The sequence below is a fragment of the Shewanella sp. S23-S33 genome, assembly GCF_043359565.1.
Classification (GTDB): domain Bacteria; phylum Pseudomonadota; class Gammaproteobacteria; order Enterobacterales; family Shewanellaceae; genus Shewanella; species Shewanella oncorhynchi.
Genome location: NZ_JBHFFD010000067.1, coordinates 1 through 16177, shown reverse-complemented (window position 1 = coordinate 16177; position 16177 = coordinate 1). Strand labels below are relative to the sequence as shown.

12 protein-coding genes are annotated in these 16177 nt (G+C 46.0%); all 12 read left to right on the top strand.

Features of this window, described 5'->3' with window-relative positions; genetic code table 11:
- On the top strand, positions 1–567 hold a 567-nt coding region (locus ACHA99_RS18470; protein WP_393944309.1), incomplete at its 5' end, for an EF-Tu/IF-2/RF-3 family GTPase.
- A 261-nt stretch (positions 568–828) separates the two neighbouring features.
- Positions 829–1200, top strand: coding sequence for a preprotein translocase subunit SecE (secE, locus tag ACHA99_RS18465; protein WP_006083613.1), 372 nt, complete (start codon positions 829–831; stop codon positions 1198–1200).
- Positions 1201–1209: 9 nt separating this feature from the next.
- Positions 1210–1761 carry a transcription termination/antitermination protein NusG gene (nusG, locus tag ACHA99_RS18460; RefSeq protein ID WP_105251029.1) on the top strand — a complete coding sequence of 184 codons (552 nt, stop codon included), beginning with the start codon at positions 1210–1212 and terminating at the stop codon, positions 1759–1761.
- Positions 1762–1888: 127 nt separating this feature from the next.
- Entirely contained in the window at positions 1889–2317 is a 429-nt protein-coding gene (gene rplK / locus ACHA99_RS18455; RefSeq protein WP_006083611.1) for a 50S ribosomal protein L11, read from the top strand.
- Positions 2318–2321: 4 nt separating this feature from the next.
- Positions 2322–3023, top strand: a complete 702-nt coding sequence (gene rplA / locus ACHA99_RS18450) for a 50S ribosomal protein L1 (RefSeq protein ID WP_105251030.1) — start codon at positions 2322–2324, stop codon at positions 3021–3023.
- 268 nt (positions 3024–3291) lie between these two features.
- A complete protein-coding gene (rplJ, locus tag ACHA99_RS18445; RefSeq protein WP_006083609.1) occupies positions 3292–3792 on the top strand; it encodes a 50S ribosomal protein L10 in 501 nt (166 codons plus the stop codon).
- A 54-nt stretch (positions 3793–3846) separates the two neighbouring features.
- Complete coding sequence (gene rplL, locus ACHA99_RS18440) at positions 3847–4212, top strand: 50S ribosomal protein L7/L12 (protein ID WP_105251031.1); 366 nt, start codon at positions 3847–3849, stop codon at positions 4210–4212.
- A 243-nt stretch (positions 4213–4455) separates the two neighbouring features.
- Positions 4456–8487 (top strand): DNA-directed RNA polymerase subunit beta, encoded by a 4032-nt coding sequence (gene rpoB, locus ACHA99_RS18435; RefSeq protein ID WP_113941599.1) that lies wholly within the window; start codon positions 4456–4458, stop codon positions 8485–8487.
- An 84-nt stretch (positions 8488–8571) separates the two neighbouring features.
- A complete protein-coding gene (rpoC, locus tag ACHA99_RS18430) occupies positions 8572–12789 on the top strand; it encodes a DNA-directed RNA polymerase subunit beta' (protein ID WP_105251033.1) in 4218 nt (1405 codons plus the stop codon).
- 179 nt (positions 12790–12968) lie between these two features.
- A complete protein-coding gene (gene rpsL / locus ACHA99_RS18425; protein ID WP_006083605.1) occupies positions 12969–13343 on the top strand; it encodes a 30S ribosomal protein S12 in 375 nt (124 codons plus the stop codon).
- Between the two features lie 81 nt (positions 13344–13424).
- A complete protein-coding gene (rpsG, locus tag ACHA99_RS18420; RefSeq protein ID WP_011787570.1) occupies positions 13425–13895 on the top strand; it encodes a 30S ribosomal protein S7 in 471 nt (156 codons plus the stop codon).
- 78 nt (positions 13896–13973) lie between these two features.
- On the top strand, positions 13974–16070 hold the full coding sequence (fusA, locus tag ACHA99_RS18415; protein WP_006083603.1) for an elongation factor G: 2097 nt from the start codon (positions 13974–13976) through the stop codon (positions 16068–16070).
- Positions 16071–16177: the final 107 nt, after the last annotated feature.

The following is a 16177-nucleotide window of genomic DNA, read 5'->3' as shown; positions in this document are numbered from 1 at the left end:
ATCGATAAGCCGTTCCTACTGCCAATCGAAGACGTATTCTCAATTTCAGGCCGTGGTACAGTAGTTACTGGTCGTGTTGAGCGTGGTATTGTTAAAGTGGGTGACGAAGTTGAAATCGTTGGTGTTCGCACAACGACTAAAACAACGTGTACTGGTGTAGAAATGTTCCGTAAACTGCTTGACGAAGGTCGTGCAGGTGAGAACTGTGGTGTGTTATTACGTGGTACTAAGCGTGATGACGTAGAACGTGGTCAAGTATTGGCTAAACCAGGTTCAATCAACCCACACACGACTTTTGAATCAGAAGTTTATGTTCTGTCAAAAGAAGAAGGCGGACGTCACACTCCATTCTTCAAAGGCTACCGTCCACAGTTCTACTTCCGTACAACTGACGTAACCGGTACTATCGAACTGCCAGAAGGCGTAGAGATGGTAATGCCTGGCGACAACATCAAAATGGTAGTGACTCTGATTTGCCCAATCGCGATGGACGAAGGTTTACGCTTCGCAATCCGTGAAGGTGGTCGTACAGTTGGTGCTGGTGTAGTAGCTAAAATCATCGCTTAATTGCGATAGAAATTAGTTTGAAAAGGAAGCTTCGGCTTCCTTTTTTGTTTAAGTGGATTATTTCATAGGTTTTGTGGTTTGCATGGGATTCGCATCCTTGCTTACAAAGTCGAATAAGAATACAATCTATGGCCGATTTTTGACCCTGAGCTTATGCTATTTTGCGTTTCTAAGGGTGTTCGGAAATGCAGAGTGATGTGGGATTATGCCCGTCAATTAATGTGCTCTAAGCTCAGGCCGTATTGAGTAACGGAAAAACCGATGACAACAAATACTGAAAACCAGAACAATTCTCTGGATATCGTGAAGTGGGGTTTAGTGATTGTATTGCTAGCCGCTGCTGTTATTGGCAATCAAATGTATAGCGAAGCCAGTGCCGTCATACGTGCGCTTAGTGTTATCGTTGCATTCGCTATTGCTGGTTTTATTGCGCTTCAGACTGTAAAAGGTAAAAAAGCGTTAGCTTTTGCCCGTGAAGCGCATATCGAAGTGCGCAAGGTTGTATGGCCGACGCGTCAAGAAGCGCTAAACACCACTTTTATTGTCCTTGCAGCAACAGGTATCTTAGCTCTTATCCTTTGGGGTATGGATGCTGTGTTAATGCGAATTGTCAATTTTATCACTGGCGTATAGGCACCTCGAATGACTGAAGCTAAAGAAGCTAAAAAAAGATGGTATGTAGTGCAGGCATTCTCAGGCTATGAAGGCCGAGTTTGTAAGTCACTGATTGAATATATTAAAATGCATGGCATGGAAGCATACTTCGGTGAAGTATTGGTTCCGACTGAAGAAGTCATCGAAATGCGTGCAGGTCAGCGTCGCAAGAGCGAACGTAAGTTTTTCCCTGGCTATGTGTTAGTCCAGATGGAAATGAACGATGACAGCTGGCATTTAGTCAAAAGCATCCCGCGTGTTTTAGGCTTTATTGGCGGAACGTCTGATCGTCCTGCCCCAATTTCAGATAAAGAAGCTGATGCAATTCTGCGTCGCTTACAAGAAACGACAGCGTCACCGACTCATAGAACCATATTTGAGCCTGGTGAAGTGGTACGTGTGTGTGATGGTCCATTTGCTGACTTTAACGGCACCGTTGAAGAAGTGGATTATGACAAGAGCCGCGTGAAAGTATCAGTGATGATCTTTGGTCGTTCTACGCCTGTTGAACTTGATTTTAGTCAAGTTGAAAAAGGCTGATTAAATAAACTACAAAATCCGTTTGGCAACGGGTGCGAATTTCTATATAATTCGCACCCGTTGTTTTCGGGGGAGCATGTCAGCATGTCGCTGATGCGCGTTTGAACCCAAACTGAGGAAATGTCAGATGGCAAAGAAGATTGATGCTTATATTAAGCTACAAGTAAAATCAGGTTCTGCGAACCCGTCACCACCAGTTGGTCCAGCTTTGGGTCAAAAAGGTGTGAACATCATGGAATTCTGTAAAGCGTTTAACGCCCGTACAGAAAAAATGGAAAAAGGCATGCCTATTCCAGTCGTGATCACTGTATACAGTGACCGTTCATTCACTTTTGAAACCAAGACTTCTCCAGCGTCTTACTTACTGAAGACTGCTGCAGGCCTGAAATCAGGTTCTCCACGTCCAAACACTCAGAAAGTGGGTACTATCGCTCGCGCTAAAGTTCAAGAAATTGCTGAACTTAAAGCTGCCGATATGACTGGTGCTGACATTGAAGCGATGACTCGCTCAATCGAAGGTACTGCGCGTTCAATGGGTTTGGTTGTAGAGGATTAATATAATGGCAAAGCTAACTAAACGCATGCGCGTAATTCGCGAAAAAGTTGACGGTACTAAAAGCTACGATATCAACGAAGCTGTTGCTCTGTTAAAAGAATTAGCAACTGCAAAATTCGTTGAAAGTGTAGACGTAGCAGTTAACCTGGGTATTGACCCACGTAAATCTGACCAAAACGTTCGTGGTGCAACAGTGTTGCCACACGGTACTGGTCGTGACGTTCGCGTTGCAGTATTTACACAAGGTGCAAATGCTGAAGCTGCTAAAGCTGCTGGCGCTGAGCTAGTTGGTATGGATGATCTGGCTGAGAAAATCAAAGCCGGTGAAATGAACTTTGACGTAGTTATCGCATCTCCAGATGCAATGCGCGTTGTTGGTATGTTAGGTCAAATCTTAGGCCCACGTGGTTTAATGCCTAACCCTAAAACAGGTACAGTAACGCCAAACGTTGCTGAAGCTGTTAAGAACGCCAAAGCGGGTCAAGTTCGTTACCGTAACGACAAGAACGGTATTATCCACACTACTATCGGTAAAGTGGATTTCACACCAGTTCAATTGAAAGAAAACTTGGAAGCGTTAGTGTCAGCACTGAAAAAGGCTAAGCCTGCAGTTGCTAAAGGCATTTTCGTGAAAAAGATCAGCATCTCTACCACTATGGGTGCAGGTGTTGCAGTTGATCAAGCTACGCTTGAAACAACTCTATAATTTTACAAAGCGGGTGCATTAGTCTATAATGCGCGCACTTTGTGGGTTGAAGCCTGTTTTATCTTCTGTTTAGGCGGAATTTAACTCAGGTTTCCGTCCAAGACCGCAGGTGTTTTTTGTAAAAATAACTTAATTTCCTGCGTAGACGGTGTCAGGCCCCAGCTAAAATTTTTTACTGGATAATCTGCACCGTAAGTCACTAAATACATAAGTATTTAGTATGGTAAATACTAGGGAATACCCTAGGTAGAATCCAGGAGTAAAGCCAATGGCATTAAGACTCGAAGACAAAAAAGCGATTGTTGCTGAAGTCAACGAAGCTGCCAAAGGTGCGCTATCTGCAGTTGCCGCTGATTCTCGCGGTGTGACTGTAGGTGCTATGACCGGTCTGCGTAAAAAAGCTCGCGAAGCTGGTGTATATGTACGTGTAGTACGTAACACGCTAGCTCGTCGTGCTGTTGAAGGTACTGCTTTTGAGTGCCTAGCAGAAACGTTCACTGGCCCAACTTTGATTGCTTTTTCTTTAGAGCACCCAGGTGCTGCAGCACGTCTGTTAAAAGACTTTGCTAAAGAACAAGCTAACTTCGAAGTTAAAGGCGCAGCCTTTGAAGGGAATTTCATCCCTGCAGCTGAAATTGATCGTTTGGCGAAACTGCCAACATACGAAGAAGCACTAGCTCAGTTAATGATGACTATGAAAGAAGCATCTGCTGGCAAGTTCGTTCGTACACTGGCCGCCCTGCGCGATCAAAAACAAGAAGCCGCTTAATTTCAAGCTGGCTGCTTAATAAAATTGAATTCAGAACAATAGGAAACATTTGTTATGTCTATCACTAAAGACCAAATCTTAGAAGCCTTTGCAGCTATGTCTGTAATGGAAGTTGTTGAACTGATCGAAGCTATGGAAGAGAAGTTCGGCGTTTCTGCCGCTGCTGCTGTTGTTTCTGGCGGTGCAGAAGCAGTTGTTGTTGAAGAACAAACAGAATTCAACGTAGTTCTGACTGCTCACGGCGACAACAAAGTTGCAGTTATTAAAGCCATCCGTGGCGCAACTGGTTTAGGCCTGAAAGAAGCTAAAGCTATGTCTGAAGCTGCTCCAGTAGCAGTTAAAGAAGGCGTTTCTAAAGAAGAAGCTGAAGCTCTGAAGAAAGAACTTACTGAAGCTGGTGCTTCTGTAGAAATTAAGTAAGCTATTATTTAGCTTGCTCACCCAAGCCACTTGGGTGGAGGCTGGCGGTTTTTTAACCGTCGGCCTTTTTTGCGCTATATGCGCTGGCGATTTTTTTTCACCGTTTGTCGCCAAATTTTGCAGTCCCTAGCAGAGATTACTGGTTAGGTTCTTGCCATCAACGGTGATGGGCAAACGTGCTGAATTTTAATAACTTAAGTTATTTATTCAGTCTTGGTCACATCTCGTAAGCAGAGGAAACCCATGGTTTACTCCTATTCTGAAAAGAAGCGTATTCGCAAAGACTTTGGTAAGCGTCCAAAAGTTTTGGATATCCCTTATTTATTGTCTATCCAGCTAGACTCTTTTAAGAAGTTCACCGATCAAGATCCTACCGGTGAGCGCGGTTTAGAAGCCGCCTTCCGTAGCGTTTTTCCCATCAAGAGCTTTTCTGGTAACTCAGAACTGCAATACGTCAGCTATAAGCTTGGCGAGCCTGTTTTTGATGTGAAAGAGTGTCAGATCCGTGGTGTTACGTATTCAGCTCCACTACGCGTTAAATTACGCATGGTGTTGTATGACCGTGAAGCAGCGGCGGGCACAGTAAAAGATATTAAAGAACAAGAAGTCTACATGGGTGATATCCCATTGATGACGGATAACGGTACTTTTGTTATCAACGGTACTGAGCGTGTAATCGTATCTCAATTACACCGTTCTCCAGGCGTGTTCTTTGATCATGACCGTGGTAAAACCCACTCATCAGGTAAGGTGCTGTATAACGCACGTATTATTCCTTACCGTGGTTCATGGCTTGACTTTGAATTCGATCCTAAAGATGCACTATTTGTGCGTATTGATCGTCGCCGCAAACTGCCTGCGACCATCATGTTACGTGCATTAGAATATTCTACTCAAGAGATCCTCGATCTGTTCTTCGAGCGCGTTGAGTTCAAGATCAAGAAAGATACTCTGGTCATGTCTTTGGTGCCTGAACGTCTGCGTGGCGAAACTGCCAGCTATGACATCAAGGATGCTGAAGGTTCTGTACTGGTTGAAGCGGGACGTCGTATTACTGCGCGTCACATTCGTCAGTTAGAAAAGACTAATACCACTGAGCTTGAAGTGCCAGTTGAATATATCGTGGGCAAATATGCTGCTCAAGATTATATCGATCCGGACACGGGTGAAGTTTTAGTCTCTGCCAACAGTGAAATTAGCTTAGAAGATCTGGCTAAACTATCATTGGCCGGTATTAAAGATATCAGCACGTTGTATATCAACGAGCTAGATCATGGTGCTTATATTTCAGATACGCTGCGTATCGATTCAACCACTAACCGCTTAGAAGCGCTGGTTGAGATCTATCGTATGATGCGTCCTGGCGAGCCACCAACCAAAGATGCTGCCGAAGCGCTATTCCAGAACTTGTTCTTCAGTGAAGAGCGTTATGACCTGTCTAAAGTAGGTCGTATGAAGTTCAACCGTCGTCTCAGCATTCCTGATGACGAAGGTAGCGGTGTATTGTCTAAAGAAGACATCGTCGCGGTAATGAAGAACATCATTCATATCCGTAACGGTTTCGACGAAGTCGATGACATCGATCACTTAGGTAACCGTCGTATTCGTAGCGTCGGTGAAATGGCTGAAAACCAATTCCGTGTTGGTTTAGTCCGTGTTGAGCGCGCCGTGCGTGAACGTCTGTCTTTAGGCGATCTGAACGAGCTGATGCCACAAGACTTGATCAACGCTAAGCCAATTTCTGCTGCAGTGAAAGAGTTCTTCGGTTCTTCTCAGCTGTCACAATTCATGGACCAAAACAACCCGCTGTCAGAAGTAACGCATAAGCGTCGTATTTCTGCACTTGGCCCTGGTGGTTTGACTCGTGAACGTGCAGGCTTCGAAGTCCGCGACGTACATCCAACGCATTATGGTCGTTTATGTCCAATTGAGACCCCTGAAGGTCCAAACATTGGTCTAATCAACTCATTAGCAAGTTTTGCCCGTACTAACTCTTACGGCTTCCTAGAAACGCCATACCGCAAGGTTATCGACGGCGTGATTACTGACGAAGTGGAATACTTGTCAGCAATCGAAGAAGGTCGTTATGTGATTGCACAGGCGAACATTGAAGTTGACGCGAACGGTCGTATGGCAGAAGAGCAAATTGCTTGTCGTCATAAAGGTGAATCTACCTTTATGCGCGCTGCTGACATCCAGTATATGGACGTTTCGCCACAACAGATTATTTCTGTTGCTGCGTCGCTGATCCCGTTCTTAGAACACGACGATGCTAACCGTGCCTTGATGGGTGCGAACATGCAACGTCAAGCCGTACCCACACTGCGCTCTGAAAAGCCGCTAGTAGGTACTGGTATTGAACGTACTTTGGCTGTTGACTCTGGTGTTGTGGTTGTTGCTAAACGTGGTGGTTTTGTAGACTACGTTGATGCGAGCCGCATCGTTGTTAAAGTAAATGAAGATGAGTTGCGTCCAGGCGAAGCCGGTATCGACATTTATAACCTGACTAAATACACCCGTTCTAACCAAAACACTTGTATTAACCAACGCCCTTGTTGTGCTGTTGGTGAGCCAGTCGTTCGTGGTGACGTGTTAGCAGACGGTCCGTCTACTGACTTAGGTGACTTAGCCCTTGGCCAGAACATGCGTATCGCATTCATGCCTTGGAACGGTTACAACTTCGAAGACTCGATCTTAATTTCTGAGCGCGTAGCGCAAGAAGACCGTTTCACCACTATCCACATTCAGGAGCTCTCTTGTATTGCTCGTGATACTAAACTGGGTAGCGAAGAAATCACGGCTGATATTCCAAACGTAGGTGAATCTGCTCTGTCGAAACTCGATGAGTCAGGTATCGTTTACATTGGTGCAGAAGTGAAGGGCGGCGATATTCTGGTTGGTAAAGTGACGCCAAAAGGCGAAACACAGCTAACGCCAGAAGAGAAGTTACTCCGTGCTATCTTCGGTGAGAAAGCGTCTGACGTTAAAGACAGTTCACTGCGTGTTCCTAACTCTGTTAAGGGCACTATCATCGACGTTCAGGTATTTACCCGTGACGGCGTTGAAAAAGACAAGCGTGCAGTTGAAATCGAAGAGATGCACATTGCCCAAGCTCGTAAAGACTTAGGCGAAGAGTTCAAGATCCTTGAAGAAGGTGTATTGAGCCGTGCGCGTAACCTGTTAATCGGTGCTGGTTTCACTGAAGCGCAAATTGCTGCGTTGCCACGTAAAGATGTATTGGTTCAAGTCATTGACGATGAAGCAAAACAAACTGAACTTGAGCAATTAGCTGAACAGCATGAAGAGCTGAAAGCTGACTTCGATAAGAAGTTTGAAATCAAACGTCGCAAGATCACCCAAGGTGATGACTTGGCGCCAGGCGTACTCAAGATCGTTAAGGTTTACTTAGCGGTTAAGCGTACTATCCAACCTGGTGACAAGATGGCGGGTCGTCACGGTAACAAGGGTGTTATCTCTAAGATTTGCCCAATCGAAGACATGCCATATGACGAACAAGGTAACCCAGTAGACATCGTATTGAACCCGCTAGGTGTTCCATCACGTATGAACATTGGTCAGGTACTTGAAGTCCATATGGGCGCCGCTGCCAAAGGCATTGGTAACAAGATCACTGCGATGCTTGAAGAACAGCGTGAGCTGGCTGAAGTTCGTGGTTACATCAAGCAAGTTTATGAATTAGGTGACGAAGTGCAGCAGCGCGTCGATATCGATTCATTCACTGATGATGAAGTATTACGTCTTGCGACTAACCTGAAAGGCGGTATTCCGATTGCAACTCCTGCATTCGACGGTGCTAAAGAGAAAGAGATCAAGCAGATGCTTGAACTTGCAGGTTTGCCAACCTCTGGTCAGTTGAAGTTGTTTGATGGTCGTACCGGTAACGAATTTGAGCGTCAAGTAACGGTAGGTTACATGTACATGCTCAAACTGAACCACTTAGTTGATGACAAGATGCACGCCCGTTCTACCGGTTCGTACAGCTTAGTGACTCAACAACCACTGGGCGGTAAAGCTCAGTTCGGTGGTCAGCGTTTCGGTGAGATGGAAGTGTGGGCACTAGAAGCATACGGTGCCGCTTATACGCTTCAAGAAATGCTCACTGTTAAATCGGATGACGTTAACGGTCGTACTCAGATGTATAAGAACATCGTCGACGGTAACCATCAGATGCAACCTGGCATGCCAGAGTCCTTCAACGTGTTACTGAAGGAGATCCGTTCACTCGGTATTAATATCGAGTTGGATCAGGCATAAGCGCAGGCCTTTAGCCGCGTTTGGCAAACAGAATGGTGCTCCGTGCAAGCGGAGCACCCGGTTTAACTCCTTCAGGAGAGAAACGTGAAAGACTTATTAAAGTTTCTGAAACAGCAAAGCAAGACTGAAGAATTTAACGGCATCAAAATTGGTCTGGCATCACCTGATCTGATCCGTTCTTGGTCTTTTGGTGAAGTTAAGAAGCCAGAAACCATCAACTACCGTACCTTCAAGCCTGAGCGTGAAGGTCTGTTCTGTGCGCGTATCTTTGGCCCAGTCAAAGATTACGAATGTTTGTGCGGTAAGTACAAACGTTTGAAGCACCGTGGTGTTATTTGTGAAAAGTGTGGCGTTGAAGTAACCCAAACTAAAGTACGTCGTGAGCGTATGGGTCACATCGAACTGGCTAGCCCAGTTGCGCACATTTGGTTCTTAAAATCACTGCCGTCACGTATTGGCTTAATGCTGGATATGACGCTGCGTGATATCGAACGCGTACTGTATTTTGAATCATTTGTCGTGATCGAGCCTGGCATGACCAGCCTTGAACGTGGCCAAATGCTGACAGAAGAAACTTATCTGGATGCATTAGAAGAATACGGTGATGAGTTCGAAGCTAAAATGGGTGCCGAAGCAGTGCTTGAACTGTTACGTGCTATCGATTTAGCGAAAGAAATCGAACAAATGCGTGAAGAATTGCCTTCAATCAACTCTGAGACTCGTCGCAAGAAAGTGACTAAACGTCTTAAGTTGATGGAAGCATTCTACACTTCAGGCAACAAGCCTGAGTGGATGATCTTAAAAGTACTGCCTGTGTTACCACCTGACTTACGTCCGTTGGTTCCGCTCGATGGCGGCCGCTTCGCGACTTCAGATCTTAACGACCTGTATCGCCGCGTGATCAACCGTAACAACCGTTTGAAGCGTCTGTTAGATTTAGCTGCGCCAGACATTATCGTACGCAACGAAAAGCGTATGTTACAAGAGTCTGTTGATGCGCTATTAGATAACGGTCGTCGTGGTCGTGCTATTACCGGTTCTAACAAGCGTCCTCTGAAATCTTTGGCTGATATGATCAAAGGTAAGCAAGGTCGTTTCCGTCAGAACTTGTTGGGTAAGCGCGTCGACTATTCTGGTCGTTCGGTAATTACCGTAGGTCCTACTCTACGTCTGCACCAATGTGGTCTTCCTAAGAAGATGGCACTGGAACTGTTCAAGCCATTCATCTATGGCAAGCTAGAAGGTCGTGGCTTGGCTACTACTATCAAAGCGGCTAAGAAGATGGTTGAGCGTGAAGTAGCGGAAGTTTGGGACGTTTTGGATGAAGTGATCCGCGAACATCCAGTGATGCTCAACCGTGCACCAACACTGCACAGACTGGGTATCCAAGCGTTCGAACCTGTACTGATTGAAGGTAAAGCAATCCAGTTACACCCACTCGTTTGTGCGGCATACAACGCCGACTTCGACGGTGACCAAATGGCGGTACACGTACCGTTAACACTGGAAGCGCAGCTTGAAGCCCGTGCCCTGATGATGTCTACCAACAACATCCTGTCACCAGCCAACGGCGAGCCTGTTATCACCCCGTCTCAAGACGTGGTATTGGGTCTGTACTACACCAGCCGTGAGCGTATTAACGGCCGTGGTGAAGGTATGGCATTTATGTCTGTTGCTGAAGTTGAAAAAGCTTACGCAACTGGCGCTGCTGAACTGCATGCCCGCGTTAAAGTTCGTATCACTGAAACCATTATTGGTGACGATGGTGAGCGCACTGAACAACGCCGTATCGTTGATACGACTGTGGGTCGTGCTCTGCTGTCACTTATTCTGCCAGCAGGTTTGTCATTTGATCTGGTTAACCAGAACATGGGCAAAAAGCAGATCTCTAAACTGTTGAACACCTGTTATCGTCAACTGGGTCTGAAAGATACTGTTATCTTCGCTGACCAATTGATGTATACCGGTTTCCGTTTTGCAACCATCTCTGGTGCCTCTGTAGGTATCGATGACATGGTTATTCCAGACGAGAAATACACCTTAGTTGCTGATGCAGAAGCGGAAGTTCTTGAAATTCAAGAGCAGTTCCAATCTGGTCTAGTAACAGCCGGTGAGCGTTACAACAAAGTTATCGATATCTGGGCAAGTGCCAACGAAAAAGTTTCTAAAGCTATGATGGAAAACCTGTCAACTGAGACAGTGATTAACCGTGATGGTGTTGAAGAGAAACAAGCCTCGTTTAACAGCATCTATATGATGGCTGACTCAGGCGCTCGTGGTAGTGCCGCACAGATCCGTCAGTTGGCGGGTATGCGTGGTCTGATGGCTAAGCCAGACGGCTCAATCATCGAAACGCCAATTACCGCTAACTTCCGTGAAGGTCTAAACGTACTCCAGTACTTTATTTCTACTCACGGTGCGCGTAAAGGTCTAGCCGATACGGCGTTGAAGACAGCGAACTCGGGTTACCTGACTCGTCGTCTTGTAGACGTTGCACAAGATTTAGTGGTTATCGAAGACGATTGTGGTACTCACGAAGGTCTAACCATGAAACCGCTGATTGAAGGTGGTGATGTGGTTGAGCCGTTACGTGAACGCGTACTGGGTCGTGTGGTTGCGATTGATGTGTTCTATCCAGGCACTGAAGACGTATTAGCACCACGTAACACGCTACTCGACGAAGCATGGTGTGACAAGTTAGAAGAGCATTCAATCGACGAAGTGATTGTACGTTCTGTTATTTCTTGTGATACCGATTTCGGTGTGTGTGCAGCTTGTTACGGTCGTGACTTGGCTCGTGGTCATATTATTAACCACGGTGAAGCCATCGGTGTTGTGGCAGCACAATCTATCGGTGAACCAGGTACACAGTTAACGATGCGTACGTTCCACATCGGTGGTGCGGCATCTAGAGCGTCTGCAGAAAACAATGTCCAAGTGAAAAACTCGGGTTCATTGAAACTGCATAATGCTAAGCATGTGACTAACAGTGACGGCAAACTGGTTATCGTTTCTCGTTCTTCTGAACTGGCTGTTATTGACGAGCTGGGTCGTGAGAAAGAGCGTTATAAAGTGCCATACGGTACTGTGCTCGAGAAACTAGAAGAAGCGGCTGTTGAAGCGGGCGATGTTATCGCTAACTGGGATCCACATACTCACCCAATCATTTCTGAAGTGGCGGGTAGTATCAAGTTCGTAGACATGATTGACGGTGTCACTATGACACGTCAAACAGACGAACTAACGGGTCTGTCATCAATCGTGATCCTTGACGTTGGTCAGCGTGGTACTGCGGGTAAAGAAATGCGCCCAATGATCCGTCTGCTTGGCGCTAATGGTGCTGACTTGATGATCCCAGGTACTGAAGTACCAGCACAATACTTCTTACCAGGTAGTGCGATCGTTAACTTAGAAGATAACGCGCAAATCAACGTGGGTGACGCATTAGCTCGTATTCCTCAGGAATCGTCTAAAACACGCGACATCACCGGTGGTCTGCCACGCGTTGCTGACTTGTTCGAAGCGCGTAAGCCAAAAGAGCCTGCTATTCTGGCGGAAATCTCTGGTACCATCTCGTTTGGTAAAGAGACCAAAGGTAAGCGTCGTTTGGTGATTACACCTGCTGATGGCGGCGATCATTATGAAGAGATGATCCCTAAGTGGCGTAACTTAAACGTGTTCGAAGGTGAAAAAGTCGAACGTGGTGAAGTTATCGCTGACGGTCCAGAAGCGGCACACGACATTCTGCGTCTTCGTGGTATCCACAACGTAGCAAACTACATTGTGAACGAAGTACAGGACGTTTACCGTCTGCAAGGCGTGAAGATCAACGATAAGCATATCGAAGTGATCATCCGTCAGATGCTGCGTAAGTGTCTTATCACTTCTGCCGGTGACACTGACTTCCTCGAAGGGGAACAAGCTGAAGTGTCACGCGTGAAGATCGCTAACCGCGAACTGATCGCCCAAGGTAAAGTGCCTGCGACCTTTGAACGTGAACTACTGGGTATTACTAAAGCATCTCTGGCAACAGAATCCTTTATCTCAGCAGCATCGTTCCAAGAAACCACGCGCGTACTGACCGAAGCCGCCGTAGGTGGTAAGAGCGATCAATTACGTGGTCTGAAAGAAAACGTTATCGTTGGCCGACTGATCCCAGCCGGTACTGGTTACGCTTATCACAAGACTCGTAATGAAGCGCGTGCGAAGAAAAACGAACCTGTAGTAGTGAACAAGATCACTGCAAGTGAAGCCGAACAGAACTTGGCCGATCTCTTAAACTTGGCTGGTAGCCAAGATTAAGTAATAAGTTTGTTATAAAAAGGCGCCTATGGCGCCTTTTTTCTTGTAATATGCCGCAAAAGTTGGCTATTTCTTGACAGTCAGGCATTACCTTTCTAAAATTCCGCGTCCCACCATTGTGGGATATAGATTTTTCACACCTTATCGTTGAGTTTGATTCAACTGACTCGGAGCTATACATGGCAACTGTAAACCAGTTGGTACGTAAGCCACGCGCGCCAAAAGTCGACAAGACTAACGTGCCTGCGTTGAATGCGTGCCCGCAAAAACGTGGTGTTTGTACACGTGTGTACACTACTACCCCTAAAAAACCTAACTCTGCACTACGTAAAGTAGCTCGTGTGCGTCTAACTAACGGTTTCGAAGTTACTTCGTACATCGGCGGTGAAGGCCACAACCTGCAGGAACATAGCGTGATCTTAATCCGTGGTGGTCGTGTTAAAGACTTACCAGGTGTGCGTTATCACACTATTCGTGGCGCATTAGACTGTGCAGGCGTGACTTCACGTCGCCAAAGCCGTTCTAAATACGGTGCTAAGCGTCCTAAGTCTTAACTTATCCGTTAAGTAAGGCCAAGCTAGTTTTATTTTGAGAATTCCAGTTTTGGAAATCCCTGAAGCATACGGAGAATTGTTATGCCAAGACGTCGCGTTGTAGGACAACGTAAAATCCTACCAGATCCAAAGTTTCACAGTGAGTTGCTGGCTAAGTTCATCAACGTCATTATGCAAGACGGCAAAAAGTCGACTGCAGAAAAAATTATTTACAAGGCACTAGATGTTGTCGCTGAAAAGAAAAGCGAAAACCATTTAGTTATCCTTGAAGCAGCCCTGGACAACGTTCGCCCATCAGTCGAAGTTAAATCTCGTCGCGTTGGTGGTTCTACGTACCAGGTACCATGTGAAGTTCGTCCTGTGCGTCGTAACGCACTGGCGATGCGCTGGTTAGTTGAAGCTGCTCGTAAGCGTGGTGAAAAATCTATGGCTTTACGTCTGGCAGGTGAAATGCTGGATGCGTCTGAAAACAAAGGTACTGCTGTTAAGAAGCGTGAAGACGTGCATCGCATGGCTGAAGCTAACAAAGCCTTTGCTCATTACCGTTGGTAATATGATGGTGTGGGCTTAGGCCCACACCATAGTTGTTGATATTGCCAAGACTTAGGTCTTGGTGGAGAGGGTATAATCGTGGCTCGTACAACCCCAATTGAGCGTTATCGTAATATCGGTATTTGTGCTCATGTTGACGCAGGTAAAACCACCACAACAGAACGTGTTCTGTTCTATACCGGTTTGTCTCATAAAATCGGTGAGGTGCATGACGGCGCCGCTACCACAGACTGGATGGTTCAAGAGCAAGAGCGTGGTATCACTATCACCTCGGCTGCGGTAACCACATTCTGGCGTGGTATGGATGCTCAATTCACTGAACACCGCATCAATATCATCGATACCCCTGGTCACGTTGACTTTACTATTGAAGTTGAACGGTCTCTGCGCGTCCTCGACGGTGCTGTTGTCGTTTTCTGTGGTTCATCTGGTGTTGAACCTCAGTCAGAAACAGTGTGGCGTCAAGCTGATAAATACCGCGTTCCACGTTTGGTATTTATCAACAAGATGGACCGTGCAGGTGCAGACTTTGAACGTGTAGTGAAGCAAATTAGAACTCGTCTTGGAGCCACTTGTGTGCCTATTCAATTGAATATTGGTGCAGAAGAAAACTTCAAAGGCGTGATCGACTTAATCAAGATGAAAGCAATTAACTGGAATGAATCAGACCAGGGTATGACTTTCACTTATGAGGAGATCCCTGCAGAGTTAGCAGCTAAAGCGGCTGAAATGCATGAGTATCTGGTTGAAGTGGCAGCCGAATCTTCGGATGAACTGATGGATAAGTACCTTGAAGAAGGCACGCTATCAGAAGACGAAATTAAAAAGGCGCTACGTCAGCGTACTATAAATAATGAAATCGTTTTAGCGACTTGTGGTTCTGCATTTAAGAACAAAGGCGTTCAAGCGGTACTTGATGCGGTTATTGAATTCTTGCCAGCGCCAATTGATGTGCCTCCAATTAAGGGCATCGATGAGAACGACCAAGAAGTAGAACGCCCATCAGATGACAATGCGCCTTTTGCTGCATTGGCATTTAAGATTGCTACAGATCCATTCGTAGGAACTTTGACCTTTATTCGCGTGTACTCAGGCGTACTCGAATCAGGTTCGGGCGTTTACAACTCTGTCAAACAGAAGCGTGAACGCGTAGGTCGTATGGTGCAAATGCACGCAAACGATCGCACTGAACTGAAAGAAGTCCGTGCTGGTGATATCGCAGCGGCGATTGGTCTAAAAGAAGTGACTACGGGTGATACGCTTTGTGATAACGATCATAGAGTGATCTTGGAACGTATGGAGTTCCCAGAGCCAGTAATTACCATTGCCGTTGAGCCTAAGTCAAAAGCCGATCAGGACAAAATGGGTATCGCGTTGCAAAAACTTGCAGCGGAAGATCCATCATTCCGAGTTGAAACTGACGAAGAATCATCACAAACTCTGATTTCGGGTATGGGTGAGTTACACTTAGACATCATCGTAGACCGTATGCGTCGCGAATTCGGTGTTGAATGTAACGTAGGTAAGCCACAAGTGGCCTACCGCGAAACTATCCGAGCTTCAGTAGAAGCTGAAGGTAAATTTGTACGCCAATCAGGTGGTCGTGGACAATTCGGTCACGTTTGGTTAAAACTAGAGCCTAATGAAGAAGGCGCTGGTTACGAATTTGTCAATGCTGTTGTGGGAGGTGTGATTCCTCGTGAATTCATTCCTGCGGTTGATAAAGGTATCCAAGAACAGATGAAGAATGGCGTTCTCGCTGGCTTCCCTGTGTTGGACGTGAAGGTCACTCTGTTCGATGGTTCATATCATGATGTGGACTCGAACGAGATGGCGTTCAAAATTGCAGGTTCTATGGGCTTCAAAAAGGGTGCGCTTGAAGCGAATCCGGCGTTGCTCGAACCTTGCATGAAAGTAGAAGTAACTACCCCTGAAAATTATATGGGTGACGTCGTTGGTGATTTGAACCGTCGTCGTGGCTTAATTGAAGGGATGGATGATGGCTTTGGTGGCATCAAAATAGTCCATGCTGTAGTGCCTCTTTCTGAAATGTTTGGTTATGCAACTGATTTGCGCTCTGCTACACAGGGTCGCGCTTCATACTCTATGGAGTTCTTGAAGTACTCTGATGCACCGCAAAACATTGCAAAAGCGATTATTGAATCTCGTAGCTAATATCCAGTTACGACATAAATGTTATTATGGTCCAGCACTGACTGGACTATTCTGAAAAGAAAGGAATATATCGTGGCAAAAGCTAAATTTGAACGTATTAAGCCTCA